25 protein-coding genes are annotated in these 26,988 nt (G+C 59.8%); 18 read left to right on the top strand and 7 right to left on the bottom strand.

Features of this window, described 5'->3' with window-relative positions; all coding sequences use genetic code 11:
* The first annotated feature begins 104 nt into the window (after positions 1-104).
* Entirely contained in the window at positions 105-1,067 is a 963-nt protein-coding gene (locus JFU37_RS05790) for a zeta toxin family protein (protein WP_201113894.1), read from the top strand.
* Between the two features lie 104 nt (positions 1,068-1,171).
* Here the strand turns inward: JFU37_RS05790 and JFU37_RS05785 are convergent, their stop codons facing one another.
* From JFU37_RS05785 to JFU37_RS05775, 3 genes are all read right to left on the bottom strand, one after another.
* Positions 1,172-1,813 (bottom strand): LysE family translocator, encoded by a 642-nt coding sequence (locus tag JFU37_RS05785; protein ID WP_201113892.1) that lies wholly within the window; start codon positions 1,811-1,813, stop codon positions 1,172-1,174.
* Between the two features lies 1 nt (position 1,814).
* Entirely contained in the window at positions 1,815-2,585 is a 771-nt protein-coding gene (locus tag JFU37_RS05780; RefSeq protein WP_201113890.1) for a 2OG-Fe(II) oxygenase, read from the bottom strand.
* An 82-nt stretch (positions 2,586-2,667) separates the two neighbouring features.
* Entirely contained in the window at positions 2,668-3,294 is a 627-nt protein-coding gene (locus JFU37_RS05775) for an alanyl-tRNA editing protein (protein WP_201113888.1), read from the bottom strand.
* Between the two features lie 91 nt (positions 3,295-3,385).
* Between JFU37_RS05775 and JFU37_RS05770 the strand changes: the two genes are divergently transcribed.
* Entirely contained in the window at positions 3,386-4,384 is a 999-nt protein-coding gene (locus tag JFU37_RS05770; RefSeq protein ID WP_201113886.1) for a LysR substrate-binding domain-containing protein, read from the top strand.
* A gap of 153 nt (positions 4,385-4,537) precedes the next feature.
* Here the strand turns inward: JFU37_RS05770 and JFU37_RS05765 are convergent, their stop codons facing one another.
* Complete coding sequence (locus JFU37_RS05765) at positions 4,538-4,945, bottom strand: PA2817 family protein (RefSeq protein ID WP_201113884.1); 408 nt, start codon at positions 4,943-4,945, stop codon at positions 4,538-4,540.
* Positions 4,946-5,019: 74 nt separating this feature from the next.
* Positions 5,020-7,467, bottom strand: a complete 2,448-nt coding sequence (locus JFU37_RS05760) for an acyl-CoA dehydrogenase (protein ID WP_201113882.1) — start codon at positions 7,465-7,467, stop codon at positions 5,020-5,022.
* Positions 7,468-7,716: 249 nt separating this feature from the next.
* Between JFU37_RS05760 and JFU37_RS05755 the strand changes: the two genes are divergently transcribed.
* The 4 genes from JFU37_RS05755 (at position 7,717) to JFU37_RS05740 (ending at position 10,885) form a co-directional block, all read left to right on the top strand.
* A complete protein-coding gene (locus JFU37_RS05755; protein ID WP_201113880.1) occupies positions 7,717-8,376 on the top strand; it encodes a transglutaminase-like domain-containing protein in 660 nt (219 codons plus the stop codon).
* A 43-nt stretch (positions 8,377-8,419) separates the two neighbouring features.
* Positions 8,420-9,043, top strand: coding sequence for a glutathione S-transferase family protein (locus JFU37_RS05750; RefSeq protein ID WP_201113878.1), 624 nt, complete (start codon positions 8,420-8,422; stop codon positions 9,041-9,043).
* Between the two features lie 133 nt (positions 9,044-9,176).
* Positions 9,177-10,109 (top strand): ABC transporter ATP-binding protein, encoded by a 933-nt coding sequence (locus JFU37_RS05745; RefSeq protein ID WP_201113876.1) that lies wholly within the window; start codon positions 9,177-9,179, stop codon positions 10,107-10,109.
* Entirely contained in the window at positions 10,106-10,885 is a 780-nt protein-coding gene (locus tag JFU37_RS05740) for an ABC transporter permease (protein ID WP_201113874.1), read from the top strand. The genes JFU37_RS05745 and JFU37_RS05740 overlap by 4 nt, the downstream gene beginning before the upstream one ends.
* Before the next feature lie 170 nt (positions 10,886-11,055).
* On the opposite strand, the gene JFU37_RS05735 is transcribed toward JFU37_RS05740, so the two are convergent.
* The gene (locus JFU37_RS05735) at positions 11,056-11,571 is read right to left on the bottom strand and encodes a DUF2062 domain-containing protein (RefSeq protein ID WP_201113872.1); all 516 of its coding nucleotides are present in this window, start codon (positions 11,569-11,571) and stop codon (positions 11,056-11,058) included.
* A gap of 136 nt (positions 11,572-11,707) precedes the next feature.
* On the opposite strand from JFU37_RS05735, the gene JFU37_RS05730 reads away from it, so the two are divergent.
* The 12 genes from JFU37_RS05730 to JFU37_RS05675 all read left to right on the top strand — a co-directional run bounded on the left by JFU37_RS05730 (position 11,708) and on the right by JFU37_RS05675 (position 23,166).
* Complete coding sequence (locus JFU37_RS05730; protein WP_201113870.1) at positions 11,708-13,930, top strand: DNA internalization-related competence protein ComEC/Rec2; 2,223 nt, start codon at positions 11,708-11,710, stop codon at positions 13,928-13,930.
* Between the two features lie 98 nt (positions 13,931-14,028).
* The gene (locus JFU37_RS05725) at positions 14,029-14,664 is read left to right on the top strand and encodes a MotA/TolQ/ExbB proton channel family protein (RefSeq protein ID WP_046031667.1); all 636 of its coding nucleotides are present in this window, start codon (positions 14,029-14,031) and stop codon (positions 14,662-14,664) included.
* On the top strand, positions 14,661-15,092 hold the full coding sequence (locus tag JFU37_RS05720; protein ID WP_201113868.1) for a biopolymer transporter ExbD: 432 nt from the start codon (positions 14,661-14,663) through the stop codon (positions 15,090-15,092). The genes JFU37_RS05725 and JFU37_RS05720 overlap by 4 nt, the downstream gene beginning before the upstream one ends.
* A complete protein-coding gene (gene lpxK / locus JFU37_RS05715) occupies positions 15,092-16,102 on the top strand; it encodes a tetraacyldisaccharide 4'-kinase (RefSeq protein WP_201113860.1) in 1,011 nt (336 codons plus the stop codon). Before JFU37_RS05720 ends, lpxK begins: the two co-directional genes overlap by 1 nt.
* A gap of 25 nt (positions 16,103-16,127) precedes the next feature.
* Positions 16,128-16,313: a Trm112 family protein gene (locus JFU37_RS05710; RefSeq protein ID WP_007945752.1), complete on the top strand. Its 186-nt coding sequence runs from the start codon at positions 16,128-16,130 to the stop codon at positions 16,311-16,313.
* Positions 16,310-17,074: a 3-deoxy-manno-octulosonate cytidylyltransferase gene (gene kdsB / locus JFU37_RS05705; RefSeq protein WP_201113858.1), complete on the top strand. Its 765-nt coding sequence runs from the start codon at positions 16,310-16,312 to the stop codon at positions 17,072-17,074. The genes JFU37_RS05710 and kdsB overlap by 4 nt, the downstream gene beginning before the upstream one ends.
* Positions 17,074-17,538 (top strand): low molecular weight protein-tyrosine-phosphatase, encoded by a 465-nt coding sequence (locus JFU37_RS05700; RefSeq protein ID WP_201113856.1) that lies wholly within the window; start codon positions 17,074-17,076, stop codon positions 17,536-17,538. The genes kdsB and JFU37_RS05700 overlap by 1 nt, the downstream gene beginning before the upstream one ends.
* Positions 17,535-18,554, top strand: coding sequence for a UDP-N-acetylmuramate dehydrogenase (gene murB, locus JFU37_RS05695; protein WP_201113854.1), 1,020 nt, complete (start codon positions 17,535-17,537; stop codon positions 18,552-18,554). The genes JFU37_RS05700 and murB overlap by 4 nt, the downstream gene beginning before the upstream one ends.
* A gap of 244 nt (positions 18,555-18,798) precedes the next feature.
* Positions 18,799-19,269, top strand: coding sequence for a (2Fe-2S)-binding protein (locus JFU37_RS05690; protein ID WP_201113846.1), 471 nt, complete (start codon positions 18,799-18,801; stop codon positions 19,267-19,269).
* The gene (locus tag JFU37_RS05685) at positions 19,266-21,596 is read left to right on the top strand and encodes a xanthine dehydrogenase family protein molybdopterin-binding subunit (protein ID WP_201113844.1); all 2,331 of its coding nucleotides are present in this window, start codon (positions 19,266-19,268) and stop codon (positions 21,594-21,596) included. The genes JFU37_RS05690 and JFU37_RS05685 overlap by 4 nt, the downstream gene beginning before the upstream one ends.
* Entirely contained in the window at positions 21,596-22,579 is a 984-nt protein-coding gene (locus JFU37_RS05680) for an XdhC family protein (RefSeq protein WP_201113842.1), read from the top strand. Before JFU37_RS05685 ends, JFU37_RS05680 begins: the two co-directional genes overlap by 1 nt.
* Positions 22,576-23,166, top strand: coding sequence for a nucleotidyltransferase family protein (locus JFU37_RS05675; protein ID WP_201113840.1), 591 nt, complete (start codon positions 22,576-22,578; stop codon positions 23,164-23,166). The genes JFU37_RS05680 and JFU37_RS05675 overlap by 4 nt, the downstream gene beginning before the upstream one ends.
* A gap of 146 nt (positions 23,167-23,312) precedes the next feature.
* Here JFU37_RS05675 and rne read toward each other — a convergent pair whose 3' ends face one another.
* Positions 23,313-26,513 (bottom strand): ribonuclease E, encoded by a 3,201-nt coding sequence (gene rne / locus JFU37_RS05670; protein ID WP_201113838.1) that lies wholly within the window; start codon positions 26,511-26,513, stop codon positions 23,313-23,315.
* Positions 26,514-26,988: the final 475 nt, after the last annotated feature.

The following is a 26,988-nucleotide window of genomic DNA, read 5'->3' as shown; positions in this document are numbered from 1 at the left end:
TCAGAAACTTAATGACTTATGTTGGCTGTTTAGATTGCTTGACGCGGTTTTAATGCTGTTGATAAATATAAGTTCAATTAGCAGTTATGCAAGAGACGAAAGCTATGGGTGTTTCCCTCGATGCGATAAGCGCACCGTTAACTAGGGCTATTTCGGGACAAGAACAGCGTGAGGGTAATTTACCCGAGAAGGTTGTGTCTGTATTGAATCGAAGTAATAGCTTTCACGAGCTTCGACAAGTACCTGTTTCGGCGGATCCCAGGAAAGTTGAACCGCTGAGTGATGAAGGAAAGAAACAGCTGTTGGCTAACGCCATCGAAAAACTTGCAGGCAATGCAAATCCAAAGGAAGAACCGGTGGTATACATAATAACCGGTCAAATGGGGGCGGGAAAATCAACCGTCACGAATAACATTTCGGCCAAGCTTGATGGGGATTGTCTGGTTATCGATTATGATGAACTAAAACAGTTTGTACCTGGCTATACTGAAGAAGCATCAAAAGGTTATCCAGGAACCGTACCAGGCTGCAAGGAGCCAGCACGTTATTTGGTTGAGGGTTTAAGAGCTCACGGATTTGAGAAAAGACTGAATATGGTAATACAGGAGTCTATAAATAGTACGAGTGACGGAATGCTAAACCTAGCAGTGGCGTGCAAGGAAAATAATTACCATGTTTCGCTAACAATTCTTGCTGTTGATAAGGCTACCAGTAATGTCGGGATGCTCTCGAGGTACGAGTCAGCATTAAGAAATATAAAGTTGGGAGATGTGCCGCCAAGTGGGGCGTGGAGAACGCTTGCGGCGTATCATGAGGACGCCTATCAGAGTCTAACAGTTCCGGAAAAGTTTGAGGAGTTGGTGTTGAGTCTGGATGAGGTCATTGTTAGTGGTAGAAATGGACACGCTTATTACCAGTCCTCTACAGATTTTACGGCCGAAGAAATTGTAAAGGCGATTGAAGCTGGAAGAGGGGATGTTCAGGGTAGTCGCCTCGAATTATTTAATAATTTATCAGGGGCTGTTAGGTTTAACGCTGACCACAATAATCCAGAATTGCGGAATTAGAAGATTGTCTGCGCAGCGTTAGCTGCGCCGTAGATCATTCAGATCTCATGCGACAAAAAGGCCCGCCATTCTGACTGAGCGGGCCTTTTGCATGGCCAGGGTTATTACATCGACAAAATCAACCGCCCCGCAAACAGGATCAGGATCACCCCCATGCTCCGCTCGAACCAGTGCCCCAGGCGCATGAACAGCAACCGCACCCTGCTGCTTGAAAAGAACAGCGCAACGATGACAAACCACAGTGCGTTCACGAAGCACATCCAGACTCCGTATAGCGCCTGAATCTTGAGCGGTGTCGTGGCGCTGATGATCGTGGTGAAGATCGCCAGGAAAAACAGTGTCGCCTTGGGGTTGGTGGCATTGGTCAGAAACCCGGTGGTAAACGCTTTTAGCAGTGTTTGCTCGACCATCGGTTCGTCTGCATCTTTTTCACCTTCCAGCACAGATTTGGGTTGGCTGCGCAACAGGCTGATGCCGAGGTACAGAATGTAGGCGCCGCCCACGACCTTGGCCACGGTCAACAGCCAAGGCGTGGTGTGCATCAATGCGCCGACGCCGAACAGGGTGTAAAGCACATGCACGGAAATGCCCGCACCGATGCCCAGTGCCGTACAGATGCCCACCCATCGACCGAAACGCACGCTCTGGCGGATGGTGACCGCAAAGTCCGGTCCGGGTGCGACGACGGCCAGAAAGTGGATAGTTGCCAGCGCCAGGAACTCGCCCAGGTAATTCGAAAGCTGCATTTCAACTCCAGAAGGTAAGGGGTGAAGCATTGCCGCGATAGCCGACAAAGAATGAAAGGCTCAAGCGCGGATCGGCCACGCCCGGTGTCACCGAGTGCATGCGGCGTGAATTGAACATGATGAAATCCCCCGGATCTGGACGAATCTCCAGGGTCGGCGGGCCGAGCACGGACGGATCGATGCCGTAACTGTCGCCGCGCATGTCATCGAACTGCTCCGGGGAAATATCGTCGTCCCACATCTGCAGCGCGCCGCCCTCGATCGGCATGTTCAGGTAAACATTGCAGGCGAACTGCGACTCCAGACTTCGCGCCTGTAAACTGTCCGGGGCATCCTTGGCGAAAATGTCGTGATGGGCCAGAAAACACACACCGGGTTTCACTACCCGTGAAAGCCCGACGTACATCTTGCGACCGTAGAGATTTTCCAGGTGCGCACCCGCCGGCCAGGATTCGTCGAGCAGGCAGCGCAGGGTGTCGACCGGGGACGCGTAGGGTGCGCAGCGGTTGCGCAATTCCGCGATGTTGCGGGTGGCACGCTCGAAGTAATCTTCGATCAGCAGCGGCTGGTTTTCCGCTTCATAAAACGCCATGCCGATGCGACCGATACTCGGCGCGTTGATGTAACCCTCGAAGCCTGGGGCGAGGATCTTGTCGCCGATCTGAATCGCCAGCGACCGGGGCAGAAAGCCTTTGACGCGGATGGCGAGGACTTCTTCGTTGGCCAGTTTTTTTATGCACGTCTCATCGAGACGCTCGACGTCAAGCATCATGTCTTAGGTCCATCTATCAGAGAGTCAACGGAGCCCGCGAGTGCGCGCTCCCCGGCGTCAGGCGATGACATCGCCCAACTGTTCAGTCCATGCTGTAGTGGACTGACAGCGTTCCTTTCTTCTGTGAAAGCGACGCGATGGTGACCGTGCCCAAATCCTTCAGGCTACGGGCATGGGTGCCGCCGCAGCCATAGGCGGGCAGTTCACCGAAACCAATTTCCCGGGCGCCTTCGCGCAACGACGTCAGGCGCGGCAAGTCCTCGGCGATCCACTGCGCGATACCGTGCTGGAGGATCGCGCCATCAACCTCTTGTGCGCTATCCGTCGGTTTGAACTGCACCCGGCCTTCGCCCGGCCAGTGATGAGCCTTGATCGGCATCCAGCCCAAGGCCTGGACAAAATGGCCGATCAGGTGGCCGGCAGAATGCATGCGGCTATTGAACTGGCGACGTTGTTCATCGACCCGAATCTGGCTCATGCCGAGCTTCACCGGATGATCGACGAAATGGATGATCCGGTCCGGGTCCTGTACCACGCGCAGCACCTGGCTTTCGCCGATCCAGCCGGTATCGCAGGGTTGCCCGCCGCCCTGGGGATGGAACAACGTGGCGCGCAGCACCACGGCAAACTCGTTCTCATGGGGCGAACACTCCAGGACTTCCACGTTGGCCTTGAGGTCATCACTATGGAAAAAGAGGCGAAGCGTCATATTCCATGCCCTTATCAGAATGTCTGTTTTTTATTATATGAAGGGTGGAATTGCGTGATAATCCGTTCAAACCTCAAAGGACTGTTGCGCTGTGAGCATAAATCTTCCACTGCCATTGCTCGGTGAAATGGCGATTTTCGTCAAGGTTGTCGAGACCGGCAGTTTCTCCGAGGCTGCGCGCCAGCTCGGCGCTTCCCCCTCGGCGGTCAGTCGCAGCATATCCCGTCTGGAGAAGGCGCTCGCCACCCGTCTGCTGCAACGAACGACGCGCAAACTGCGCTTGAGCGACGGTGGCGAAGAAGTGTTCAAGCGTTGCCAGGAAATGGTCAGCGCGGCCAAATCGGTGATGGAAATCAGCGGCCAGTTCACCCAGGAAGCGGAAGGGCTGATACGCGTGAGCGTGCCGAAGGCGGTGGGGCGCTTTGTGATACACCCGCATATGCCCGAATTTCTTCGGCGTTATCCCAAGGTGGATGTGGAGTTGATGCTCGAAGATCGTCAGGTGGATTTGATTGACGACAATGTCGACCTGGCGATTCGCATTACTGATCGGCCACCCGCCGGGCTGGTAGGGCGGCAACTGCTGACCATCGACCATATGCTCTGTGCCACGCCGCAGTACCTGGCCGAACACGGCACGCCGACCCATCCCCATGATTTGCTCAATCACAGTTGTATTTACCTGGGCGAAACCCCGAGCGATGCGCGCTGGAAATTCAAGAAAGGCACCAAAGCCGTGACGGTCGGTGTGCGCGGGCGTTATGCCGCCAATCACACCGGCGTCCGATTGGGCGCGGTGTTGCAACACATCGGCATCGGCAGCCTGCCGTATTTCACCGCGCGTTATGCGCTGGAGCAGGGCTTGATCGTGCAGGTGCTGCCGGACTGGACCTTCCTGGCGTCCTACCACGGCGGCGCCTGGTTGCTGCATTCGCCGACCCGATACCTGCCGCCGAAGTTGCGGGTGTTTATCGATTATCTGGTGGAATGCCTGGAGAAGGAGCCGACCTTGAGTAAACCGGGCAAGCCGAGTGCATTGGGCAAGGTCGCGGCGGAGTATGAGTTACCCGAGAGTGATGGGTTGCTCTAAGCAAAAATCAAAAGATCGCAGCCTTCGGCAGCTCCTACAGGGTGAACGCGATTCCCAATGTAGGAGCTGCCGAAGGCTGCGATCTTTTGATCTGCGAGACAAAAAAGGCCCGCATGTTCAACCATGCGGGCCTTTTGTATGTCTGGTCGCCGATCAGTGCTTGCTGTCGTCGTTCGACATCGCCAGCAGCTGTTTTTCCTGATTCCAGTCGAACGGTTCGTCATTCTGTTCGGCTTCGAAGCGACGTTCTTCCAGCGCCTGGTACAGGGCGATTTCATCATCGGGCATGTAATGCAGGCAGTCGCCGGCGAAGTACCACAGCAGGTCGCGCGGGACCAAGTGTGCGATTTGTGGATAGCGGGTGATCACCTGGCACAGAATGTCCTGGCCCAGGTATTGGCTTTCGATCGGGTCGACCGGCAGCAATGCACGCAGCTCGTCGAAGCGCTCCAGGAACAAGGCATGGCTTTCTTCGGGAACCTGATCGGCCTCACCTACGGCGACCAGGATGCTGCGCAGGTGGTCGAGCAAAACAAGATGATCGGCAACGATGTTGGACACGAGATAAGTCCTCAAGAGCAAAACGGGCGCAGGAGTATAAAGCTCCTGCGCCCGTTTTTACATGGTAGAGAGGATCAGCGGACCTTTCCTTGCGCCAGCGCCAACGCCTCTTTGTCGAAATCGTCGACATCGATCACCTTGCGTCGTGCCGCCTCTGCCTCACGCAAGGTCTGCGCTTCCCTGGGTTGTAACACGCCAGCCTCAAGCGCTGCGTCGATGACATGTTCCCCGGCAGCCGGTTTGACCTGTCCACTTTTGAGTCCCAAATGCAGCTTTTTCTGCAACGGCTGCGCCGCGTTCAACAGGTTGCAGGCATGTTGCAGGGCGCCTACGGCGTCATCGCTCGATTGCGGACGGTAGCAACCACCCAGCAACTCTTCCAGGGTCGGATCGCCCTTGGCGCGGCCGATCACTGCGGCCACTTCGGCACCGAGTGCGTCCGACGGTCCTTTGTGGCGGCGACCAAACGGGAACACGATCACCCGCAACAGGCAACCCAGCACCTTGCTCGGGAAGTTGCTCAGCAATTCATCCATTGCCCGTTCGGACTGACCCAGGCTTTCTTCCATGGCCCAGGTAAACAGCGGTGCCATGTGATCCGCAGAGTCGAGATCGTGGTAACGCTTGAGCGCCGCCGAAGCCAGGTACAGGTTGCTGAGCACATCCCCCAGGCGTGCCGACAAACGTTCGCGACGTTTCAGTTCACCGCCCAGCAGCATCATGCTCAGGTCGGCGAGCATGGCGAACGCAGCAGCCTGACGGTTGAGGGCACGGAAGTAGCCCTGGCTGAGCTTGTTGCCCGGCGCATGGTCCAGATGTCCGAAACCGAGGTTCAGCACCAGGGTGCTGGCGGCATTACTCACGGCGAAACCGATGTGCTTGAGCAGCAGGCCATCGAATTCGGTGAGTGCCTGATCCTTGTCCTCGCGGCCTGCGAGGGCCATTTCCTTGAGCACGAACGGATGGCAGCGAATCGCGCCTTGGCCGAAGATCATCAGGTTACGCGAAAGAATGTTCGCGCCTTCCACGGTGATGAAGATTGGGGCGCCATTCCAGTTGCGCCCCAGGTAGTTATTCGGCCCCATGATTATCGCCTTGCCGCCATGCACATCCATCGCGTGGCTGATGCATTCGCGACCCCGCTCGGTGAGGTGGTACTTGAGAATCGCCGACAGTACCGACGGTTTCTCGCCCAGGTCCACGGCACTGGCGGTCAGCATTCGCGCGGCGTCCATCATCCAGGCATTGCCACCGATACGCGCCATGGCTTCCTGAATGCCTTCGAAAGCCGAGAGCGGAACGTTGAACTGCTCGCGTATCTGCGCGTATTGACCGGTCACCAGACTGGTGAACTTCGCCGCGCCAGTGCCGACCGCTGGCAGCGAAATCGAGCGCCCGACCGACAGGCAATTCATCAGCATCATCCAGCCTTTGCCGAGCATTTCCTGGCCGCCAATGAGGAAGTCCAGCGGCACGAATACGTCCTTGCCCGAGTTCGGGCCGTTCATGAACGCAGCGCCCAGAGGCAGGTGACGGCGACCGATTTCAACGCCTGCGGTGTCCGTCGGGATCAGCGCGAGACTGATGCCCAGGTCTTCGGTGTCACCCAGCAAGTGGTCCGGGTCGTAGGCCTTGAAGGCCAGGCCGAGGAGGGTGGCCACCGGCCCCAGCGTGATGTAGCGCTTTTCCCAGTTCAGGCGCAGGCCGAGGGTTTCCTTGCCTTGCCATTCACCTTTGCAGATCACCCCGGTGTCGGGCATGGAGCCTGCGTCGGAGCCAGCGAGTGGGCCGGTCAGTGCGAAGCACGGGATCTCGTCACCGCGTGCCAGTCGTGGCAGGTAATGGTTGCGTTGTTCGTCAGTGCCGTAATGCAGCAACAGGTCTGCAGGGCCGAGGGAATTTGGCACCATCACGGTGGACGCGAGGTCGCCACTGCGGGTCGCCAGTTTCATCGCCACCTGGGAGTGGGCGTAGGCAGAAAAGCCCTTGCCGCCGTACTCCTTGGGAATGATCAGGGCGAAGAAGCCGTTTTCCTTGATGTGGCTCCAGGCTTCGGCCGGAAGGTCCATGGTTTGACCGATCTGCCAGTCGCTGACCATGGCACAGAGCTCTTCGGTCGGGCCGTCGATGAAGGCCTGTTCCTCTTCGCTTAGTTGCGCTTTGGGATAGGACAGCAGTTTGTCCCAGTCCGGGCGGCCGCTGAACAGTTCGCCGTCCCACCACACCGTGCCCGCCTCGATGGCGTCGCGCTCGGTTTGCGACATAGGTGGCAGGGTTTTCTGGAACCAGTTGAACAAAGGCGCGCTGAAGAGTTTGCGGCGCAGGTCAGGCAGCAACAATGGCGCTGCGACCGCCGCGATCAGCACCCATAAAATCAGCAGCAGCCAACCCGGTGCGCGGCTGAAGGCGCCCATCGCAACGACATAGACAGCAACGATCACCAGCGCGGGCAGTGGGGCGATGCGGCGGTGGGCCAGATAGGCTATTCCGACAACCAGAACCAGTATCCACAACAACAGCATATTTAATCCTCCGTGAACCAGGGCAAAACCAACCTTCAGAGCTTAGACGGCATCCGTAAAACAGGGTGGTCAGGGCGATGTGTTTGAATGTGTGGGAAAGCCTGGATGAGTTTTATCGGCCCGGCTGGCAATGGGCTTCGCAAAGCCTTCGTTCTACGGGCGGCAAAGCGTGCATGTTTGGCCGAAACGCCGTTATCTCTGTGCTGAACCTGTCGCTAGACTCGTGGCTTCCCCAGGAGATTGTTCCTCATGCACGAGTATCTGAGTCCCGGCCGCTTCATCGATAGTGACCACCCGTCGGTGGTGGAGTTCGCCGAAATACATCGTGGCGCCACTCCCGACCCACTTGAGCAGGCGATCAATCTCTATTACGCCGTGCGTGAGGCCGTGCGTTACAACCCTTACACGTTCAGCCGCGATCCAGACACGTTGCGTGGCAGTTATGCGCTGACCACCGGGGAAAGTTATTGCGTGCCCAAAGCCACGCTGCTGGCCGGGTGCGCCCGGCATTGTGCGATTCCCGCGCGGATCGGCCTGGCGGACGTACGCAATCATTTATCGACGCCGCGCCTGCTCGAACTGCTCAAGAGCGACGTGTTTGCCATGCACGGTTACACCGAGCTGTATCTGGGCGGTCGCTGGGTCAAAGCCACCCCCGCGTTCAATCAAGGTTTGTGCGAACTGTTCAATGTCGCGCCGCTGGAATTCGACGGGATCAACGACAGCGTGTTTCACCCTTTCAATCGAGACGGCGAGAAACTGATGGAGTACCTGGTCGACCACGGTCAGTTCAGCGACGTGCCCGAAGCGTTCTTTTTCGAGCACCTGGAAAAGTGCTATCCGCATCTGTTCAGCGAGCAACTGCCGCCGCTGCCGGGTGATATGCAGAGCGATTTGAGTCGCGCCTGATCCGGCGTATGCTGCCTGCGCATTCATCCATAAAGAGGCGGTCATGCTGAAGATTTGGGGTCGGAAAAATTCGTCGAATGTCAGAAAGCCTTTGTGGGCTGCCGAAGAGTTGGGGCTGGCCTATGAAGCCATCAATGCGGGCGGCGCCTTTGGCGTGGTCGATACGCCTGAATACCGTGCGATGAACCCCAATGGTCGCGTGCCGGTGATTGAAGACGACGGCTTCGTGCTGTGGGAGTCCAACACCATCGTGCGTTACCTGATGGCCGTCCACGCCGGCGGCACTGCCTGGTACCCGACCGATCTGAAGGCCCGCGCCTCGGCCGAGAAATGGATGGACTGGACCACTTCAAGTTTCGCCGGCCCGTTTCGCACCGTGTTCTGGGGCGTATTGCGCACGCCGGCAGACCAGCAGGACTGGCCCGCCATTCAAGCCGCGATCAAGGAGTGCGACGAGCTATTGGCCATGGCCAATCAGGCACTCGCGGCCAAACCGTACCTGTCCGGCGATGACATCGGCATGGGCGACATTCCCTTGGGCAGTTTCATTTATGCCTGGTTCGAGATGCCGATCGAGCGCGCGCCGCAGCCCAATCTGGAGGCTTGGTACGCGCGGCTTAAACAGCGTCCGGCGTATCAAAAAGCCGTCATGACCGCGTTGACTTAATACTCACTATCGACACACTTGACTGTACTTGTGTGGCGGCGACAAGCACCATTGCGCTCGTGCGCCGCGGTTGCATTGTTCGCCGCTCGCCCTTATTGATCCCTTTCCTCCCTTCTTGGTGCGTAAATCCGATATGAGTTCCGCTCTGTCCATCCGGCAGCTAACCAAAACCTACGGCAACGGTTTCCAGGCCCTGAGTGGTATCGATCTGGACGTCGCCGAAGGTGATTTTTTCGCCTTGCTCGGCCCTAACGGCGCTGGCAAATCCACGACCATCGGCATTCTCTCGACCCTGGTGAACAAGACCAGCGGAACGGTGAATATCTTCGGTCACGACCTGGACAAGAATCCTGCAGCCCTCAAGCGCTCCATTGGCGTGGTGCCCCAGGAATTCAACTTCAACCAGTTCGAAAAGACCTTCGATATCGTGGTAACCCAGGCGGGTTACTACGGCATCCCGCCGAAAATCGCCAAGGAACGCGCCGAGCAATACCTGACCCAGCTCGGCCTGTGGGACAAACGCGATGTGCCGTCGCGTTCACTGTCCGGCGGCATGAAGCGTCGACTGATGATCGCCCGTGCACTGGTTCACGAACCGCGCCTGCTGATCCTCGATGAACCGACAGCGGGGGTGGACATCGAACTGCGTCGCTCGATGTGGACCTTCCTCACCGAGCTGAACAAGAAAGGCATCACCATCATCCTCACCACGCACTACCTGGAAGAGGCTGAGCAGTTGTGCCGCAACATCGGCATCATCGACCACGGCACCATCGTCGAGAACACCAGCATGAAGCAGTTGCTCAGCCAACTGCATGTGGAAACCTTCCTGCTCGACATCAAGAACACCTTGAGCGCGGCGCCGCAGTTGCTCGGTTACCCGACGAAGCTGCTCGACAGTCACACCCTTGAAGTTCAGGTCGACAAGGCCATGGGCATCACCGCGCTGTTCACCCAGTTGGCGCAGCAGAGCATCGAAGTGCTGAGCCTGCGCAACAAAACCAATCGCCTCGAGGAGCTGTTTGTGTCTCTGGTGGAGAAAAATCTGTCGAAGGTGGCGTTATGAGTTCCGAGCTGCAACCCAACCTCGTCGCCCTCAATACCATCGTTTACCGCGAGGTTCGGCGCTTTACCCGAATCTGGCCGCAGACACTGCTGCCGCCAGCCATCACCATGGTTTTGTACTTCGTGATCTTCGGCAACCTGATCGGTCGGCAGATCGGTGATATGGGCGGCTTCACGTACATGGAGTACATCGTGCCGGGGCTGATCATGATGTCGGTGATCACCAACTCCTACGGCAACGTGGTCTCGAGTTTCTTTGGCAGCAAGTTCCAGCGCTCCATCGAAGAGTTGATGGTGTCGCCGGTATCGCCACACACGATTCTGATCGGCTACACCCTGGGCGGTGTGTTGCGCGGGTTGATGGTCGGGATCATCGTCACACTGTTGTCGTTGTTCTTCACTCATTTGCAGGTGCATCACCTGGGCGTGACCCTGCTGGTGGTGGTGCTGACGGCAACGATCTTCTCGCTGCTGGGCTTTATCAACGCGGTGTTTGCGCGCAACTTCGATGACATTTCGATCATCCCGACTTTTGTGCTGACGCCGCTGACGTACTTGGGTGGGGTGTTCTACTCGATTACGTTGCTGCCACCGTTCTGGCAGACCGTGTCCCTGGCTAATCCGGTGCTGCATATGGTCAACGCCTTCCGTTACGGCATTCTTGGTGTTTCGGACATCAAGATCAGTGTGGCGATCACCTTTATGCTGGTAGCGACGGTGGCGCTTTACATTGGTTGCGCTCGGTTGCTGGTCAGTGGTCGTGGGATGCGAACGTAATAGCGACCGCGTCGCCTGCATCGCGAGCAAGCTCGTTCCCACAGGGAGCTGTGTCGATCACAAATAATGTGGGCAGCACCAATCTACTGTGGGAGCGAGCTTGCTCGCGATGGCGTCAGTACTGACAGCGCAAAAAAAAGGCCTCCTAAAATGGAGGCCGTTTTGCATTCTCACATCCGGTTTTTCTTGCGCCGTTTCCATTGCCGCCCCACCCACCAGCGCCAATACAGCATGGTCAGGCAATAGGCGAGGGCGCCGAGTACCAGCCCCGTCACCACCGAACCGAGCAAAAACGGCTGCCACAACGTCGAGAGTTCACCGCTGATCCATTCCCAGGTCAGCTCGTCCGGCAGATGGCGGGTGGGGACGTCCATCAACCAGGCACCGGTCTGGTAGGTGCAGTAGAACACCGCCGGCATGGTGATCGGATTGGTCAGCCAGACCAGGCTCACCGCAATCGGCAGGTTGCCGCGCACCATGATCGCAAGGATGGCGGCCACCAGCATTTGCAACGGGATCGGCAGGAACGCTGCGAACAAACCGACCGCCATGGCCCGGGCGACGGAGTGGCGGTTGAGGTGCCAGAGGTTCGGGTCATGCAGCAGGGTGCCGAGAAAGCGTAAGGATTTGTGTTCCCTGATGCTCGTCGGGTCTGGCATGTAGCGTTTGAATAAGCGCCGGGGCATAAGGCTTCTCGGTCGGTTAAGGCGGTAAGTATGTCTGGATTCTAGGAGTCGCCCATTCAGACTTTGTGACAATTAATAACGACAGCCGTGCGATGACCCGGCTATGCCTAAGAAGGGGACTCTTAAGGACGGGCGTATGCGCACAGGGATGATGGCGCTGGCGTTGGGTCTATTGGCCTTGCGTTTTTTGCCGGTATTACCGCCGGTCTGGTTGTGGCTGTTGCTGCCGGTAGCCGGCTTGATGTTGCTGCCGTTCAAGACTTATCCGTTGGCGTTTTTCCTGTTCGGCCTCAGTTGGGCGTGCGCGAATGCGCAGTGGGTGCTGGATGATCGTCTGCGGGTGAGTCTCGATGGCGAAACCCGTTGGGTCGAAGGCCGGGTGGTGGGGCTGCCGCAGAACAACGACGGGGTTGTTCGTTTCGAATTGGCAGGTGCCCGGTCGCGACAGGCAAAGGTGCCGCAACTGATGCGCCTGGCCTGGTATGACGGACCGCCCGTCAACAGTGGCGAGCGATGGCGACTGGCGGTGAAATTGAAGCGGCCGGCGGGCCTGCTCAATCCACACGCCTTCGATTACGACGCCTGGCTGTTGGCGCAACGTATCGGCGCTACCGGGACCATCAAGGATGGACAGCGACTCACCGAGGCGCGATGGGCCTGGCGCGACGGCATCCGCCAGCGCTTGCAGGCCGTCGATGCCCAGGGGCGAACGGGGGCGCTGGCGGCGTTGGTGCTGGGGGATGGCGCCGGGCTCAGTCGCGAGGACTGGCAGGTGTTGCAAGACACCGGCACCGTGCACCTGCTGGTGATTTCCGGGCAGCACATCGGTTTGCTCGCGGGGCTGGTGTATCTGTTGATCGCTGGGGCGGCCCGATATGGTCTGTGGCCGAACCGCTTGCCCTGGCTGCCTTGGGCGTGTGGACTGGCATTCACTGCGGCGCTCGGTTACGGGCTGCTGGCCGGGTTCGAGGTGCCGGTGCGCCGGGCCTGCGTGATGATCGGTCTGATGCTGTTGTGGCGCCTTAGATTTCGTCACCTCGGCGCTTGGTGGCCGCTGTTGCTGGCGCTTGACGGTGTGTTGCTGCTGGACCCGCTGGCGAGTTTGCAACCGGGATTCTGGCTGTCTTTCGCGGCGGTGGCAGTGTTGATTTTCACCTTCGGCGGTCGGCTGGGCCCTTGGCGCTGGTGGCAAACCTGGACACGCGCCCAATGGCTGATCGCAATCGGACTGTGTCCGTTGTTACTGGTGCTCGGGTTGCCGATCAGCATCAGCGGGCCGGCGGCCAATCTGCTGGCCGTACCCTGGATCAGTCTGGTGGTATTGCCGCCAGCCTTGCTCGGAACGCTGTTGTTGCCAGTGCCTTACGTGGGCGAGGGCTTACTGTGGCTGGCGGGTGGCCTGATCGATTGGCTGTTCAAGGGCCTGGCGTTAATGGCCGGTGAATTGCCGGCGTGGGTGCCAGTGGCAGTGCCGTGGTGGATCTGGGCGCTCGGCGCGCTGGGGGCGCTTCTATTACTGCTGCCGCGAGGCGTACCGTTGCGGCCGCTGGGGTGGCCATTATTGCTGTTGCTGGTTTTTCCACCGCGCGAATCCATGCCGCCAGGCATTGCCGAAGTGTGGCAGCTGGATGTCGGCCAGGGGTTGGCCATCCTGGTGCGCACCCGCCATCACACTTTGCTGTATGACACCGGCCCGCGTTTCGGTGATTTCGACCTGGGTGCGCGGGTGGTGCTGCCGTCGTTGCGTAAGCTGGGCGTGGAAGAACTCGACCTGATGTTGATCAGCCACGCCGACGCCGATCATGCCGGCGGCGCCCTGGCGGTTGCCGCTGGTCTGGCGGTAAAACGAGTGCGCAGTGGCGATCCGCTGGCCTTGCCGCTCGAATTGCAAGCCGAGGCCTGTGAGAGCGGCGAGCAATGGGCCTGGGACGATGTGCGGTTTGAGCTCTGGCAGTGGTCTTCCGCCACCGACAGCAATCAGAAGTCCTGCGTCCTGCAAATCGAAGCCAATGGCGAGCGATTGCTGCTGACCGGTGACATCGACAGCGCAGCCGAGCGAGCCTTGCTCGACAGTCCGCTGGCCGTGCCTACCGATTGGTTGCAGGCGCCGCACCACGGCAGTCGGAGTTCGTCTTCCATGGCGCTGCTTAACCAGTTGCAACCCAAGGCAGTGCTGATCTCCCGTGGCCAGGGCAATGCCTTTGGCCATCCCCATCCCACGGTGATCGCACGGTATCAAAAACGCGGCATGGCGATCTATGACAGCGCCGAGCAGGGTGCCATCCGTCTGCAGCTTGGACGCTTCAATCCACCCTCGACGATGCGTCTGGAACGGCGTTTCTGGCGCTCGGTGCAATAACCTTGAGTGATTAATGCCCGACCGGATGCGACATCACGGTCTTCGGTGCGCCGACCCCCTATGTTAGAGTGGCGCACTTTTTCGAGGGGACTGTCACTGTGTGGGAATTGGTCAAATCCGGCGGCTGGATGATGCTGCCGATCATTCTGAGTTCCATCGCGGCCATGGCGATCGTTGCCGAACGTCTGTGGACCCTGCGTGCCAGCCGTGTGACCCCGGAGCATTTGCTCGGGCAAGTCTGGGTCTGGATCAAAGACAAGCAGCTCAATAAAGAAAAACTCAAGGAACTGCGCGCCAACTCGCCTTTGGGCGAAATCCTCGCCGCAGGCCTGGCCAACTCCAAGCATGGTCGCGAGATCATGAAAGAATGCATCGAAGAGGCCGCCGCCCGGGTTATCCACGAACTGGAGCGTTACATCAACGCTCTGGGCACCATCGCCGCCATGGCCCCGCTGCTCGGCTTGCTCGGGACGGTCCTGGGCATGATCGATATCTTCAGTTCGTTCATGGGCACGGGCATGACCACCAACGCCGCAGTGCTGGCCGGTGGTATTTCCAAAGCCTTGATCACCACGGCTTCGGGCCTGATCGTCGGTATCCCGTCGGTATTCTTCCACCGGTTCCTGCAACGGCGCATCGATGAGCTGGTGGTGGGGATGGAGCAGGAAGCCATCAAGCTGGTTGAAGTGGTGCAGGGCGACCGTGACGTTGATCTGGCTGAGGGCAAAGCGTGAAATTCCGCCGCAAGCAACGGGAGAACGTGGACATCAATCTCGTGTCGCTGATCGACGTGGTGTTTGTCCTGCTGCTGTTTTTCGTTGTGACCACCACCTTTACCCGCGAAACCCAATTACGCGTCGATCTGCCAGAAGCGGTCAGCGGCTCGCCGGCTGAAGACCAGCAGGTCAAGCAACTGGACATCGCCATCAGCGCCGAGGGCGTGTTTTCGGTGAACAATCAGGTGTTGCCCAAGAGCGACCTGGCCACCGTGATGGATGCGCTGCAGAAAGAGTCCAACGGTGACACCAACAGGCCACTGTCCATAAGTGCTGACGGCAAGACCCAGCATCAATCAGTCATCACCGCCATGGACGCCGCCGGCAAGCTCGGTTTCAGCCACCTGCGCATGACCACTGTCGAGGCGGCACCGCCCGCATCCTGATGGCCATCTCCGATCGCTTCCTCGCCGCGTGGTACGAAGGTCATCCGGCCCTGAAGCTGTTGCAGCCACTGGAATGGCTGTACCGGCGCGTGGTCATGGGTAAGCGCAAGCGCTTTCTGGCGGGTGAGGGCGAGATTTATCAGCCCCCCGTGCCGTTGATCGTGGTCGGCAACATCACGGTGGGCGGCACCGGCAAGACGCCGTTGATTCTGTGGATGATCGAGCACTGCCAGCGCAGCGGCTTGCGGGTGGGTGTGGTCAGCCGCGGTTACGGCGCCAAACCGCCGCAATTGCCGTGGCGCGTCGAGTCGGATCAAAGTGCCGATATCGCAGGCGACGAACCGCTGTTGATCGTCCAGCGTACCGGTGTGCCGTTGATGATCGACCCGGACCGCAGCAGCGCGGTCAAAGCATTGCTGGCGAGCGAGCCACTGGACTTGATCCTCTCCGACGACGGCATGCAGCATTACCGTCTGGCCCGAGACCTTGAACTGGTGCTGATCGACGCCGCCCGTGGCCTGGGCAACGGGCATTGCCTGCCGGCCGGGCCATTGCGTGAACCGGTCGAACGCCTGCAAAGCGTCGATGCGGTGCTCTACAACGGCGCCACGGCAGATCGCGGTGACGGTTTTGCCTTCCAGCTACAACCCACCGCACTGGTCAATCTGAAAAGCGGCGAACGACGTCCCCTCGACCACTTTTCCGCAGGTCAGGCCTTGCACGCCGTGGCCGGCATTGGCAATCCGCAACGTTTCTTCACGACCCTCGAAACGCTACACTGGCAGCCAGTCCCGCATGCGTTTGCCGACCACGCCGAGTACAGCGTCCAGGCCTTGAATTTCACCCCGTCATTGCCATTGGTGATGACCGAAAAGGACGCGGTGAAGTGCCGTGCCTTCGCAGCCGCCGATTGGTGGTACCTGACGGTAGATGCTGCGCCATCACCGGCCTTCGTGGCCTGGTTCGATACGCAGCTGATGCGTCTGTTGCCGGATCGTCTTTTGCCTTAAATCCGTTTTTACCCAGGGAATGCTCATGGACACCAAATTGCTCGACATCCTCGCTTGCCCGGTCTGCAAAGGCCCGCTCAAGCTTAGCGCCGACAAAACCGAGCTGATCAGCAAGGGCGCCGGCCTGGCTTACCCGATTCGCGACGGCATCCCGGTGATGCTCGAAACCGAAGCCCGCACCCTGACCACCGACGAGCGTCTGGATAAATGACCACTGCCTTTACCGTTGTCATTCCGTCGCGTTTCGCGTCCACCCGTCTGCCGGGCAAGCCACTGCTGTTGATCGCCGGCAAGCCGATGATCCAGCATGTCTGGGAACAGGCGAGCAAAAGCAGCGCCCAGCGCGTGGTGGTCGCCACTGACGATGCGCGCATCATCGAGGCTTGCAACGGGTTTGGTGCCGAAGTGGTGTTGACTCGCGAAGATCACAATTCCGGCACCGATCGTTTGGCCGAAGTGGCCGCAAAACTCGGTCTGGCGCCCGACGCCATCGTGGTCAACGTCCAGGGTGACGAGCCATTGATTCCGCCGAGTGTGATCAATCAAGTCGCCGCCAACCTGGCCGCTCACACCGAAACGCGCATGGCCACCCTGGCCGAGCCGATCGAAGACGTGGAAACCCTGTTCAACACCAACGTAGTCAAGGTCGTCAGCGACCTCAACGGCCTGGCGCTGACGTTCAGTCGCGCCACCTTGCCTTGGGCGCGGGACGCGTTTGCCAACAATCGCGAGGCGCTGCCGGAAGGCGTGCCGTACCGTCGCCACATTGGCATCTATGCCTATCGCGCCGGTTTCCTGCATGACTTCGTCACCTGGGGTCCATGCTGGCTGGAAAACACCGAATCCCTGGAACAACTGCGCGCCCTGTGGCACGGCGTACGCATTCACGTGGCCGATGCATTGATCGCGCCGCCCCCCGGTGTCGATACCATTGAAGACCTTGAGCGCGTTCGTCGCCTGCTGGAGGCCTGATGCGGGTTCTGTTCGTGTGCATGGGCAACATCTGCCGTTCTCCGACGGCTGAAGGTGTGCTGCGGCACAAATTGCGCGAAGCGGGGCTGGCCGATCAAATCGAAGTCGCCTCCGCCGGTACCGGTGACTGGCACGTCGGCAACGCGCCGGACCAGCGCAGCCAGGCCGCGGCCAAACGGCGGGGTTACGACCTGTCCGCCCAGCGTGCCCAGCAAGTGACTCGCGCCGATTTCGACACCTACGACCTGATCCTGGCAATGGATAACAGTAACCTGCGCCACCTCAAGGCCCTGCAACCGGCCAAGGGCAAGGCCGAGCTGGACTTGTTTCTGCGTCGGTACCCGTCGGAAATCGAAGAAGTGCCGGACCCGTATTACGACAGCGAACACGGCTTCGAACAGGTGCTGGACCTGATTGAGCGCGCCAGCGATTTGCTGGTGATCGAACTGAAGGGGCGGCTATGAGTTTGCAGGTTCGGACCCAGGTGTCGCTCAAGCCGTTCAACAGCTTTGGCGTGGACGTGCAGGCACGGCTGTTTGCCGAGGCCCACAGTGACGCCGACGTACGCGAAGCCCTGGCCTATGCAGTGGAACATGACGTGCCGCTGCTGGTGATCGGCGGCGGTAGCAACTTGTTGCTGACGGCCGATATCCAGTCGCTGGTGCTGCGTATGGCCTCGCGCGGGATTCGCCTCCTCAGCGATGATGGCAGCAAGGTCGTGATTGAAGCCGAGGCCGGCGAGCCTTGGCATCCATTCGTGCAATACACGCTGGCGCAGGGTTTGTCGGGCCTGGAAAACCTCAGCCTGATCCCCGGCACCGTGGGCGCAGCACCGATGCAGAACATCGGCGCCTATGGTGTGGAAATCAAGGACGTGTTCGCCGGCCTGACCGCCCTTGATCGCCAGAGCGGCGAACTGCGCGACTTCAGCCTGGAAGAATGCAACTTCGCCTATCGCGACAGCCTGTTCAAACAGGAACCAGGGCGCTGGTTGATTCTGCGGGTTCGTTTCGCCCTCGACCGTGCCGCGCACCTGCACCTCGAATATGGCCCGGTGCGCCAGCGCCTGACCGAGCAAGGCATCGATCATCCAACCGCCACCGACGTCAGCCAGGCGATTTGCAGCATCCGCAACGAAAAGCTCCCCGACCCGGCCGTGCTCGGCAATGCCGGCAGTTTCTTCAAAAATCCGTTGGTGTCAGCGGCGCTGGTCGCGCAGCTCAAAGGTGAATACCCGGACGTGGTGGCTTACGCACAACCCGACGGGCGGATGAAGCTGGCCGCAGGCTGGCTGATCGAACGGGCAGGGTGGAAAGGTTTCCGTGAAGCCGACGCCGGCGTGCATAAGTTGCAGGCGCTGGTGCTGGTCAACTATGGCAGCGCGACTGGCCTGCAATTGCTGAACCTGGCGCAGCGCATCCAGAAAGACATTTCGGATCGTTTCCATGTCGATCTGGAAATGGAGCCGAATCAGTATTGAAGCTACGCTTTACGGACTGATCTCAAAGCCCTGCACACCTTCAACTGTGCAGGGCTTTTTTGTTAATGCTGGGTTAACTTAGCCACCTAACGATGCAAGCATTCGCACCATCAAAGGCCCGATGCAGACATCGTCGTTCGCATAAGAGAGCCTCATTAGCCTGAGTCGATCTGCGTGCTGCCAACCGCCACCCCAGGCGGCAGATTGCTCGACCCCATAACCTTACAACTATGCGGGCGTGCCCATGATTACCCTGAAACTCAATGGTCAAGACCATCAACTCGATGTCACCGAGGACATGCCGCTGCTTTGGGCAATCCGCGACGTGGCCGGTTACAACGGCACCAAATTCGGTTGCGGCATGGGCCTGTGCGGTGCCTGCACCGTTCATATCGAAGGCGCCCCGGCGCGCAGTTGTATCACACCGATCGGCTCGGTAGTCGGCCAGAACGTCACCACCATCGAAAATCTGCACGCCGATCCGGTCGGGCAAATCGTCCAGCAAGCCTGGCTTGATACTGCCGTGGCCCAATGCGGTTTCTGCCAGGGCGGGCAACTCATGTCCGCCACCGCGCTGCTCAAGACCCATCCGAACCCCAGCGACGAGCAGATCGAAGAGGCGATGGTCGGCAATATTTGCCGTTGCGGCACCTACAACCGCATCAAGACCGCCATCCGCCAGGCCTCCACTCACCTGAAGGAGGCCAAGGCATGAGCCCGTTACCAAATGATTTCGCGCTGAGCAATCTCAGTCATCTCAGCCGTCGAGGTTTCCTCAAGGGAGTGGGCGCCACCAGCGCGCTGGTGTTGGCAGCGAGTTGGGGCTGGCAAGACGCTTTTGCCGAAGAAACAGGGAAGAAGTTCGGCGCCGACGGCATGCCCCACGGTGCGATCGATGATCCCAAGGTTTACGTCAGTATCGCCGCCGATGGCACGGTGACCGTGGTCTGCAACCGTTCGGAGATGGGCCAGGGCGTACGCACCAGCCTGACGATGGTGGTGGCTGATGAACTGGATGCCGACTGGGCGATGGTGAGGGTGCAGCAGGCGCCGGGCGACGAAGTGCGTTTCGGCAACCAGGACACCGACGGCTCGCGCAGCATGCGCCACTGGTACGAGCCGATGCGCCGTTGCGGTGCTGCCGCGCGGACCATGCTGGAACAGGCGGCCGCCGAGCAATGGAAAGTGCCGCTCAGCGAATGCCACGCGCAACTGCACAAAGTCATCCATAAGCCGACCGGTCGTGAACTGGGCTACGGCGCTCTGGCCGCCGCTGCCGCTGCGCTGGCAGTACCGGCGCGGGACAGCGTGCGGCTCAAGGAGCCTTCGCAGTTCCGCTACATCGGCAAGGAAGGCACCAAGGCCATCGACGGCGCGGATATCGTCAATGGCCGCGCGGTCTACGGCGCCGATGTGCATTTCGATGGCATGCTCTACGCCACGATTGCGCGTCCGGCGGTGTATGGCGGTCAGGTCAAAACCTTCGATGCCAGCGCCGCGATGAAAGTCCCGGGCGTGATCAAGGTCCTGAAAATCGAAGGTCGTCCGCTGCCGTCGGAGTTCCAGCCGCTGGGCGGGGTGGCGGTGGTGGCGAGTAATACCTGGGCGGCGATCAAGGGGCGTGAGGCACTGACAATAGAGTGGGATGATGGTCCCAATGCCAGTTACGACTCGATCGCTTACCGCAAGGAACTGGAAGCCGCGTCCCTCAAACCCGGCAAGGTGGTGCGCAACACCGGTAACATCGACGAGGCCATGGGCAGCGCCGACAGCACCCTGGAAGCGTCCTACTACTTGCCGCACCTGACGCAAGCGCCGATGGAACCCATGGTCGCCATCGCTCGCTTCAAGGATGGCGTGTGTGAAGCCTGGGGCCCAAGCCAGGCACCGCAAGTCACCCGCACACGAATCGGCGAGCGCTTGGGCATTCCGTTCGATAACGTCACGTTCAATGTCACGTTGCTCGGCGGCGGTTTCGGCCGTAAGTCCAAGCCGGACTTCATCATCGAAGCGGCCATTCTCGCCAAGGAATTTCCCGGCAAGGCCGTGCGGGTGCAATGGACTCGCGAAGACGATATCCATTGCTCCTATTTCCACACCGTGTCCGCCGAGTATCTGAAGGCCAGCCTGAACAAGGACGGTATGCCGTCCGGCTGGCTGCATCGCACCGTCGCGCCGAGCATCACCGCGCTGTTTGCACCCGGTATGAATCACGAGGCGGCGTTCGAGTTAGGCATGGGGTTCACCAACATGGCGTACGCGATCCCAAACGTGCGCCTGGAAAACCCTGAAGCGACGATCCACACCCGGGTTGGCTGGTATCGCTCCGTGTCGAACATTCCACACGGCTTTGCGATTCAGAGCTTTGTCGATGAACTGGCGCACAAGGCCAGGCAGGATCCGCTCAAGTATCAGATCAAACTGCTCGGCCCGGACCGTCAGATTGATCCGCGCACCTTGAGTGAAGAGTGGAACTACGGCGAATCGCCCGAGCGTTACCCGATCGACACGGCGCGGATGCGCACCGTGCTGGAAACCGCCGCCAAAGCCGCCGGTTGGGGGCGTGAATTACCCAAGGGGCGAGGCTTGGGGCTGGCGGTGCATTACAGCTTCGTGACGTATGTGGCCGCGGTGATCGAGGTCGAAGTCAAAGACGACGGCACCTTGATCGTGCACAAGGCTGACATTGCCGTGGATTGCGGTCCGCAGATCAACCCCGAGCGGATCCGCTCGCAATTCGAAGGCGCCTGTGTGATGGGCCTGGGCAACGCGGTGCTGGGGGAAATCAGTTTCAAGGACGGCAAGGTTCAGCAGGATAACTTCCACATGTACGAAGTGGCACGCATGTCCCTGGCGCCGAAGGAAGTCGCTGTGCATCTGGTGACGCCGCCGGGCAACGTGCCGTTGGGCGGTGTCGGGGAGCCGGGTGTGCCGCCGATTGCGCCGGCCCTGTGCAATGCGATCTTCGCGGCCACGGGCAAACGCATCCGCAACCTGCCGGTTCGCTTTCAGCTGCAGGGTTGGCAGAAGGCTGAGGCCTGATGGACAGCGTCGATCTGAACGTGCTGCGCAGCGTGCTGCAATGGCGCCGCGCCGGTCAGCGAGTGGTGCTGTACAGCGTGGTCCAGACGTGGGGCACCGCGCCCCGGGCTCCTGGCGCGATGTTGGCGTTGCGTGAAGACGGCGTGGTGATGGGGTCGGTGTCCGGTGGTTGTGTCGAGGACGATCTCATCGCGCGGTTGCACGACGGTCGTATTCCGCTTGCAGGGCCGCCAGTGCAGTTGATTACCTATGGCGTCACCCGCGAAGAGGCCGCGAGGTTTGGTTTGCCGTGCGGCGGTACCTTGCGTTTGACCGAAGAACGGGTGGGTGATCCGGCGTGGGTCGCTGAATTGTTGACGCGCTGCGGGGCCCATGAAATTGTGGCCCGCTCGCTTGATCTCGCGACTGGCGAAGTGGTTCTGCAATCGGCGAACAAGACCGACGTGCTGACGTTTGACGGTCAGACCTTGCGCGCCATCTACGGTCCGCGTTGGCGCTTATTGCTGATCGGTGCGGGGCAACTGTCCCGTTATGTCGCGGAGATGGCGCGGCTGCTGGATTTTGAAGTGTTGATCTGCGATCCACGCACCGAGTTCGTCTACGGCTGGGAAGAGCAGCATGGGCGATTTGTTTCCGGCATGCCGGATGAAGCGGTGCTGAACATCCAGACCGACGAGCGTACCGCCATTGTTGCGCTGACTCATGATCCGCGACTGGATGACATGGCACTGCTCACGGCCCTCGACTCCAAAGCGTTTTATGTCGGTGCGCTGGGGTCGCGAGTCAACAGCGTTAAACGGCGTGACAATCTGGTTCAGCTTGGCTTGTCAGCGCAGGCCATCGAGCGGTTGCACGGCCCGATCGGATTGCACATCGGCAGCCATAGCCCGGCGGAAATCGCTTTGTCGCTGATGGCGGAAATTGTCGCAATCAAGAACGGCGTCGAGCTGAAGCAGAAGAAGCTATTGCAGGAGGGCGAATGAGTGAGCCAATTGGCGCCATTGTGTTAGCGGCGGGCCAGGGCAGTCGCTTCCGGCAGGTGGCGGGGGGCGGGAAGGACAAATTGCTGGCGGATTGTGCTGGCCGAGATGGCGCTGTTCGTTCGGTGATCGAACACGTGCTGGTGAGTTTACCGGCCAGCCTTGAGAGGCGCGTGCTGGTAACCACCGAGGATCGCCCACAAGTGATTCGCATGGCGCAGGCGTATGGTTTCGAGATGGTGTTGATTGAATCCACCGGTATGGGTGACAGCATCTCGGCCGGGGTAGCGGCGTGTCCGCAACTGAGTGGCTGGCTGATTGTGCTGGGGGATATGCCGTTTATCCTGCCATCGAGTATTCAACGAGTGCTGGCTGGCGTTGCGGATGACGCTATTAGCGTGCCCGTGCATGAGGGCGAGTTTGGGCATCCGGTAGGGTTCGGCCGAAACTTTGGCCCGGGGTTGATGGCGTTATCGGGTGATCGTGGGGCCAAGCCGTTGTTTGCGTCGGCGAGAGTGGTCGAGGTGGCGGTGGATGATGCCGGGGTGTTGTGGGATGTGGATGTGCCGGAGAAATTGGTGTTTGTATAAAGATCAAAAGATCGCAGCCTGCGGCAGCTCCTACATGGGAACGCATACATCCTGTAGGAGCTGCCGCAGGCTGCGATCTTTTGATCTTGGACATAAAAAAAGCCCCGCCTGGATCACCAGGCGGGGCTTTTTAGTGGCCGATGGAATCAGGCGAGCGGTTTAGGCTCGTGCTCTTTTTCCAGGGCTTGCTCGTGTTGCTCTACCGCTTTCTGAACGGAACGCGGTGCTTCGTCGATTGCCGATGCAACCGGCTCAGCAGCAGGTTCAGCAGCAGGTTCAGCCGCCACAACCGCTTCAACCGGAGCCGCAGCGGCCGCCAGTTCGGCTTCCTTCTGCAGACGCTCGGCTTCACGCTTGCGGCGACGCACTTCACGCGGGTCGTTCGGCGCACGGCCATTTTCGGTCAAGGCGCTGACAGGGGCGGCTTCCACCACCGGTGCAGCCACTTCGGCAACAACCGGCGCTTCAACGACCGGTGCTGGCTCTGCAGCAGCAACCACTGGCTCGGAGACCATGGCTTCAGCGACTGGCGCAGGCGCTTCAGCGGCGACCGGTTCGGCAACCCAGTTGAACGCGGTTTGCTCTTCGCGAACTTCACGAACCGTTTCGGTCACTGTTTCGGCTACGGTTTCGGCAGCCGTTTCTGCAACCACTGCAGGCGTTTCGACGATGACGGCAGGCTCAGCGGCAGCTTCGACTTCAGGCTGTACCTGGCGAACCGGTGCCACTTCGATTTCCGGAGCGGCGGTTGCTTCAACCGCAGTGGTCGCTTCAACGACCGGCGCTTCGACTGGAGCAGTTTCCAGCGTAGCGGCAGTGGCGCGTTCGGCTTGCTCGTTGGCCTGTGCTTCGGCTGGAGCGCTGATCACGGTGCTGGCAACGGCTGCGGTAACCGCCAGGCCGGCGGCCAGATCGGCAGCGCTTGGCGCTTCGCTGGTTTCGGCCGTTTCGTTACCTTCGGCGGACTCGGATTCTTCCGAACCTTCGATCACGTTGCCGTTGGCATCGCGTTGACGCTCGCGACGGTTGCTGCGACGACGCTGGCCACGGGAGCGGCGGCGTGGACGATCGCCTTCGGCGCCATCCTGACCGTCTTCCTGCAACTGCTCTTCGTTGGTCAGCAGTTCTTCTTCGGCAACAGCGGCAACGGCTTGCTCGGCACGCGGTTGACGTTCTTCACGCGGTGGGCGTGGAGCACGTTCTTCGCGTGGCGGGCGAGCCGGACGCTCTTCAGCGGTAGCAGCGGTAGCAGCGGTAGCAGCGGCGGCGGGAGCGGCATCCAGAGGCTCGCGCAGTTCACGAACCGGACGCTCTTCACGATCGCCACGTGGCTTGCGATCTTCACGAGGAGCGCGCGGTGCACGTTCTTCGCGAGGAGCGCGTGGTGCACGTTCTTCACGTGGAGCGCGTTCTTCGCGGGCTACTGCTGGAGTTTCTTCGCGGGCTTCGCGTGGCTCACGTGGTGCGCGTTCTTCACGCGGTGCACGTTCCTCACGAGGCTTGCGCTCTTCATCGCGGCGACCGTTACGGTTGCGGGTCTGTTGACGACCGTTGCGACGCTCTTCGTTGCGGGCAGGACGCTCGGCAGCCGGTTTTTCAACCACAACCGGAGCAGCAGGCTCTTCTTTGCTCGCGAACAGGCTGACCAGCGATTTCACCAGGCCTTTGAACAGGCTTGGCTCAGGCGCGGCGGCGGGTGCGACAACAGGGGCGGCGGCGACAACTTCGGTTGGCACCGGGGCGTTGGCGCGGGCCGGCGCAGTCTTGACCGCGGCTTCCTGGCGAACCAGGGTGCGGGTCGCAGCCGCGGGCTGGACTTCTTCAACTTCAGCAGCGGCAGCAGCGATTTCGTAGCTGGACTGGTTGATGCTGGCTTCCGGGCTGTCATCACGCAGACGCTGAACTTCGAAGTGCGGCGTTTCGAGGTGATCGTTCGGCAGAATGACGATGCGGGCACGGGTGCGCAGTTCGATCTTGGTGATCGAGTTGCGTTTTTCGTTCAGCAGGAAGGCTGCAACCGGAATCGGCACTTGTGCGCGAACTTCGGCGGTGCGGTCTTTCAGGGCTTCTTCTTCGATCAGGCGCAGGATCGCCAGCGACAGCGATTCAACATCACGGATGATGCCGGTGCCGTTGCAACGCGGGCAGACGATGCCGCTGCTTTCGCCCAGGGATGGACGCAGGCGCTGACGGGACATTTCCAGCAGGCCGAAGCGCGAGATGCGACCGACTTGCACGCGAGCGCGGTCGGCTTCCAGGCATTCGCGGACTTTCTCTTCCACGGCGCGCTGGTTCTTGGCAGGGGTCATGTCGATGAAGTCGATGACGATCAGGCCGCCGATGTCGCGCAAACGCAACTGACGGGCGATTTCTTCGGCGGCTTCAAGGTTGGTCTGCAGCGCGGTTTCTTCGATGTCGCTGCCTTTGGTGGCGCGCGCCGAGTTGATGTCGATGGACACCAGGGCTTCGGTCGGATCGATAACGATGGAGCCGCCGGAAGGCAGTTCAACGACGCGCTGGAAAGCGGTCTCGATCTGGCTTTCGATCTGGAAACGGTTAAACAGCGGAACGCTGTCTTCGTACAGCTTGATCTTGCTGGCGTACTGCGGCATCACCTGGCGGATGAAGGTCAGGGCTTCGTCCTGGGCTTCCACGCTGTCGATCAGCACTTCGCCGATGTCCTGGCGCAGGTAATCGCGGATAGCACGGATGATCACGTTGCTTTCCTGGTAGATCAGGAAAGGCGCGGAGCGATCCAGCGAGGCTTCTTTGATGGCGGTCCAGAGTTGCAGCAGGTAATCGAGGTCCCACTGCATTTCTTCGCTGCTGCGGCCCAGGCCGGCAGTACGAACGATCAGACCCATGTCGGCTGGAGCAACCAGGCCGTTCAGGGCTTCACGTAGTTCGTTGCGCTCTTCACCTTCGATGCGACGGGAGATACCGCCGGCACGCGGGTTGTTCGGCATCAGAACCAGGTAACGACCGGCCAGGCTGATGAACGTGGTCAGGGCGGCGCCCTTGTTGCCACGTTCTTCTTTTTCGACCTGAACGATGACTTCCTGGCCTTCGCTCAGGACGTCCTTGATGTTGACGCGGCCTTCAGGGGCTTTCTTGAAGTATTCGCGGGAGATTTCTTTGAGGGGCAGGAAGCCATGGCGCTCAGAGCCGAAATCGACAAAGGCAGCCTCAAGGCTTGGTTCGATGCGAGTAATCCGGCCTTTATAGATGTTGGCCTTTTTCTGCTCGCGTGCACCGGATTCGATGTCCAGGTCGTAGAGGCGTTGGCCATCTACCAGTGCAACGCGCAACTCTTCGGGTTGAGTTGCGTTAATCAGCATTCTTTTCATGTAGTACCGTCGGTTTCCGGGCTGCCGGAAACGGCGTTCGGCACACACGACTTCTCATGGTCGGTGTCAGGTGCGTCAGGAGTGGTTGGACACTCCAGTGTCTAGCGAACCCCGACCAATTGGGCCAGCGTCGCGACGTACGCGTCCTGCTTGCTGTGGCTACTTAAGCACTCAGTCAGGAGGAGGAATCAACCAGCGGCTGTGGACGAGATGAAGCGTCTTGGTAAAGCCTATTGCTACACAGTCCAGCGGTTGTGCATCTCCACCCTACACGTATCCCTGATAATTCGGGTGCTGCCGCGCGCAGAATCCGCAGCGGGTTGGCATTTACCGTGAGCTCCGAAAGGGGAGGTCACGCATCATGGCTAATTTAGGCGTTGTTTCCGAAGCGTTCGCTCGGGGTCGTTTGCAGCTGACTGCACTTTGTGAACTGGCCGTGAATATTTGCTCGCAAGGCGAGTGAAAACTCTGCTTT

The sequence above is a fragment of the Pseudomonas sp. TH41 genome (assembly GCF_016650695.1).
Taxonomy (GTDB): Bacteria; Pseudomonadota; Gammaproteobacteria; order Pseudomonadales; family Pseudomonadaceae; genus Aquipseudomonas.
Note: the sequence above shows the minus strand (reverse complement) of the source record. Positions and strands in the feature narration are given on the sequence as shown.

Coding starts and splice junctions, on each gene's coding strand:
- JFU37_RS05790 (WP_201113894.1), top strand. CDS start 105: ATGGGTGTTTCCCTCGATGCGATAAGCGCACCGTTAACTAGGGCTATT.
- JFU37_RS05785 (WP_201113892.1), bottom strand. CDS start 1,813: ATGCAGCTTTCGAATTACCTGGGCGAGTTCCTGGCGCTGGCAACTATC.
- JFU37_RS05780 (WP_201113890.1), bottom strand. CDS start 2,585: ATGATGCTTGACGTCGAGCGTCTCGATGAGACGTGCATAAAAAAACTG.
- JFU37_RS05775 (WP_201113888.1), bottom strand. CDS start 3,294: ATGACGCTTCGCCTCTTTTTCCATAGTGATGACCTCAAGGCCAACGTG.
- JFU37_RS05760 (WP_201113882.1), bottom strand. CDS start 7,467: ATGCTGTTGTTGTGGATACTGGTTCTGGTTGTCGGAATAGCCTATCTG.
- JFU37_RS05755 (WP_201113880.1), top strand. CDS start 7,717: ATGCACGAGTATCTGAGTCCCGGCCGCTTCATCGATAGTGACCACCCG.
- JFU37_RS05750 (WP_201113878.1), top strand. CDS start 8,420: ATGCTGAAGATTTGGGGTCGGAAAAATTCGTCGAATGTCAGAAAGCCT.
- JFU37_RS05745 (WP_201113876.1), top strand. CDS start 9,177: ATGAGTTCCGCTCTGTCCATCCGGCAGCTAACCAAAACCTACGGCAAC.
- JFU37_RS05740 (WP_201113874.1), top strand. CDS start 10,106: ATGAGTTCCGAGCTGCAACCCAACCTCGTCGCCCTCAATACCATCGTT.
- JFU37_RS05735 (WP_201113872.1), bottom strand. CDS start 11,571: ATGCCCCGGCGCTTATTCAAACGCTACATGCCAGACCCGACGAGCATC.
- JFU37_RS05730 (WP_201113870.1), top strand. CDS start 11,708: ATGCGCACAGGGATGATGGCGCTGGCGTTGGGTCTATTGGCCTTGCGT.
- lpxK (WP_201113860.1), top strand. CDS start 15,092: ATGGCCATCTCCGATCGCTTCCTCGCCGCGTGGTACGAAGGTCATCCG.
- JFU37_RS05710 (WP_007945752.1), top strand. CDS start 16,128: ATGGACACCAAATTGCTCGACATCCTCGCTTGCCCGGTCTGCAAAGGC.
- kdsB (WP_201113858.1), top strand. CDS start 16,310: ATGACCACTGCCTTTACCGTTGTCATTCCGTCGCGTTTCGCGTCCACC.
- JFU37_RS05700 (WP_201113856.1), top strand. CDS start 17,074: ATGCGGGTTCTGTTCGTGTGCATGGGCAACATCTGCCGTTCTCCGACG.
- murB (WP_201113854.1), top strand. CDS start 17,535: ATGAGTTTGCAGGTTCGGACCCAGGTGTCGCTCAAGCCGTTCAACAGC.
- JFU37_RS05690 (WP_201113846.1), top strand. CDS start 18,799: ATGATTACCCTGAAACTCAATGGTCAAGACCATCAACTCGATGTCACC.
- JFU37_RS05685 (WP_201113844.1), top strand. CDS start 19,266: ATGAGCCCGTTACCAAATGATTTCGCGCTGAGCAATCTCAGTCATCTC.
- JFU37_RS05680 (WP_201113842.1), top strand. CDS start 21,596: ATGGACAGCGTCGATCTGAACGTGCTGCGCAGCGTGCTGCAATGGCGC.
- JFU37_RS05675 (WP_201113840.1), top strand. CDS start 22,576: ATGAGTGAGCCAATTGGCGCCATTGTGTTAGCGGCGGGCCAGGGCAGT.
- rne (WP_201113838.1), bottom strand. CDS start 26,513: ATGAAAAGAATGCTGATTAACGCAACTCAACCCGAAGAGTTGCGCGTT.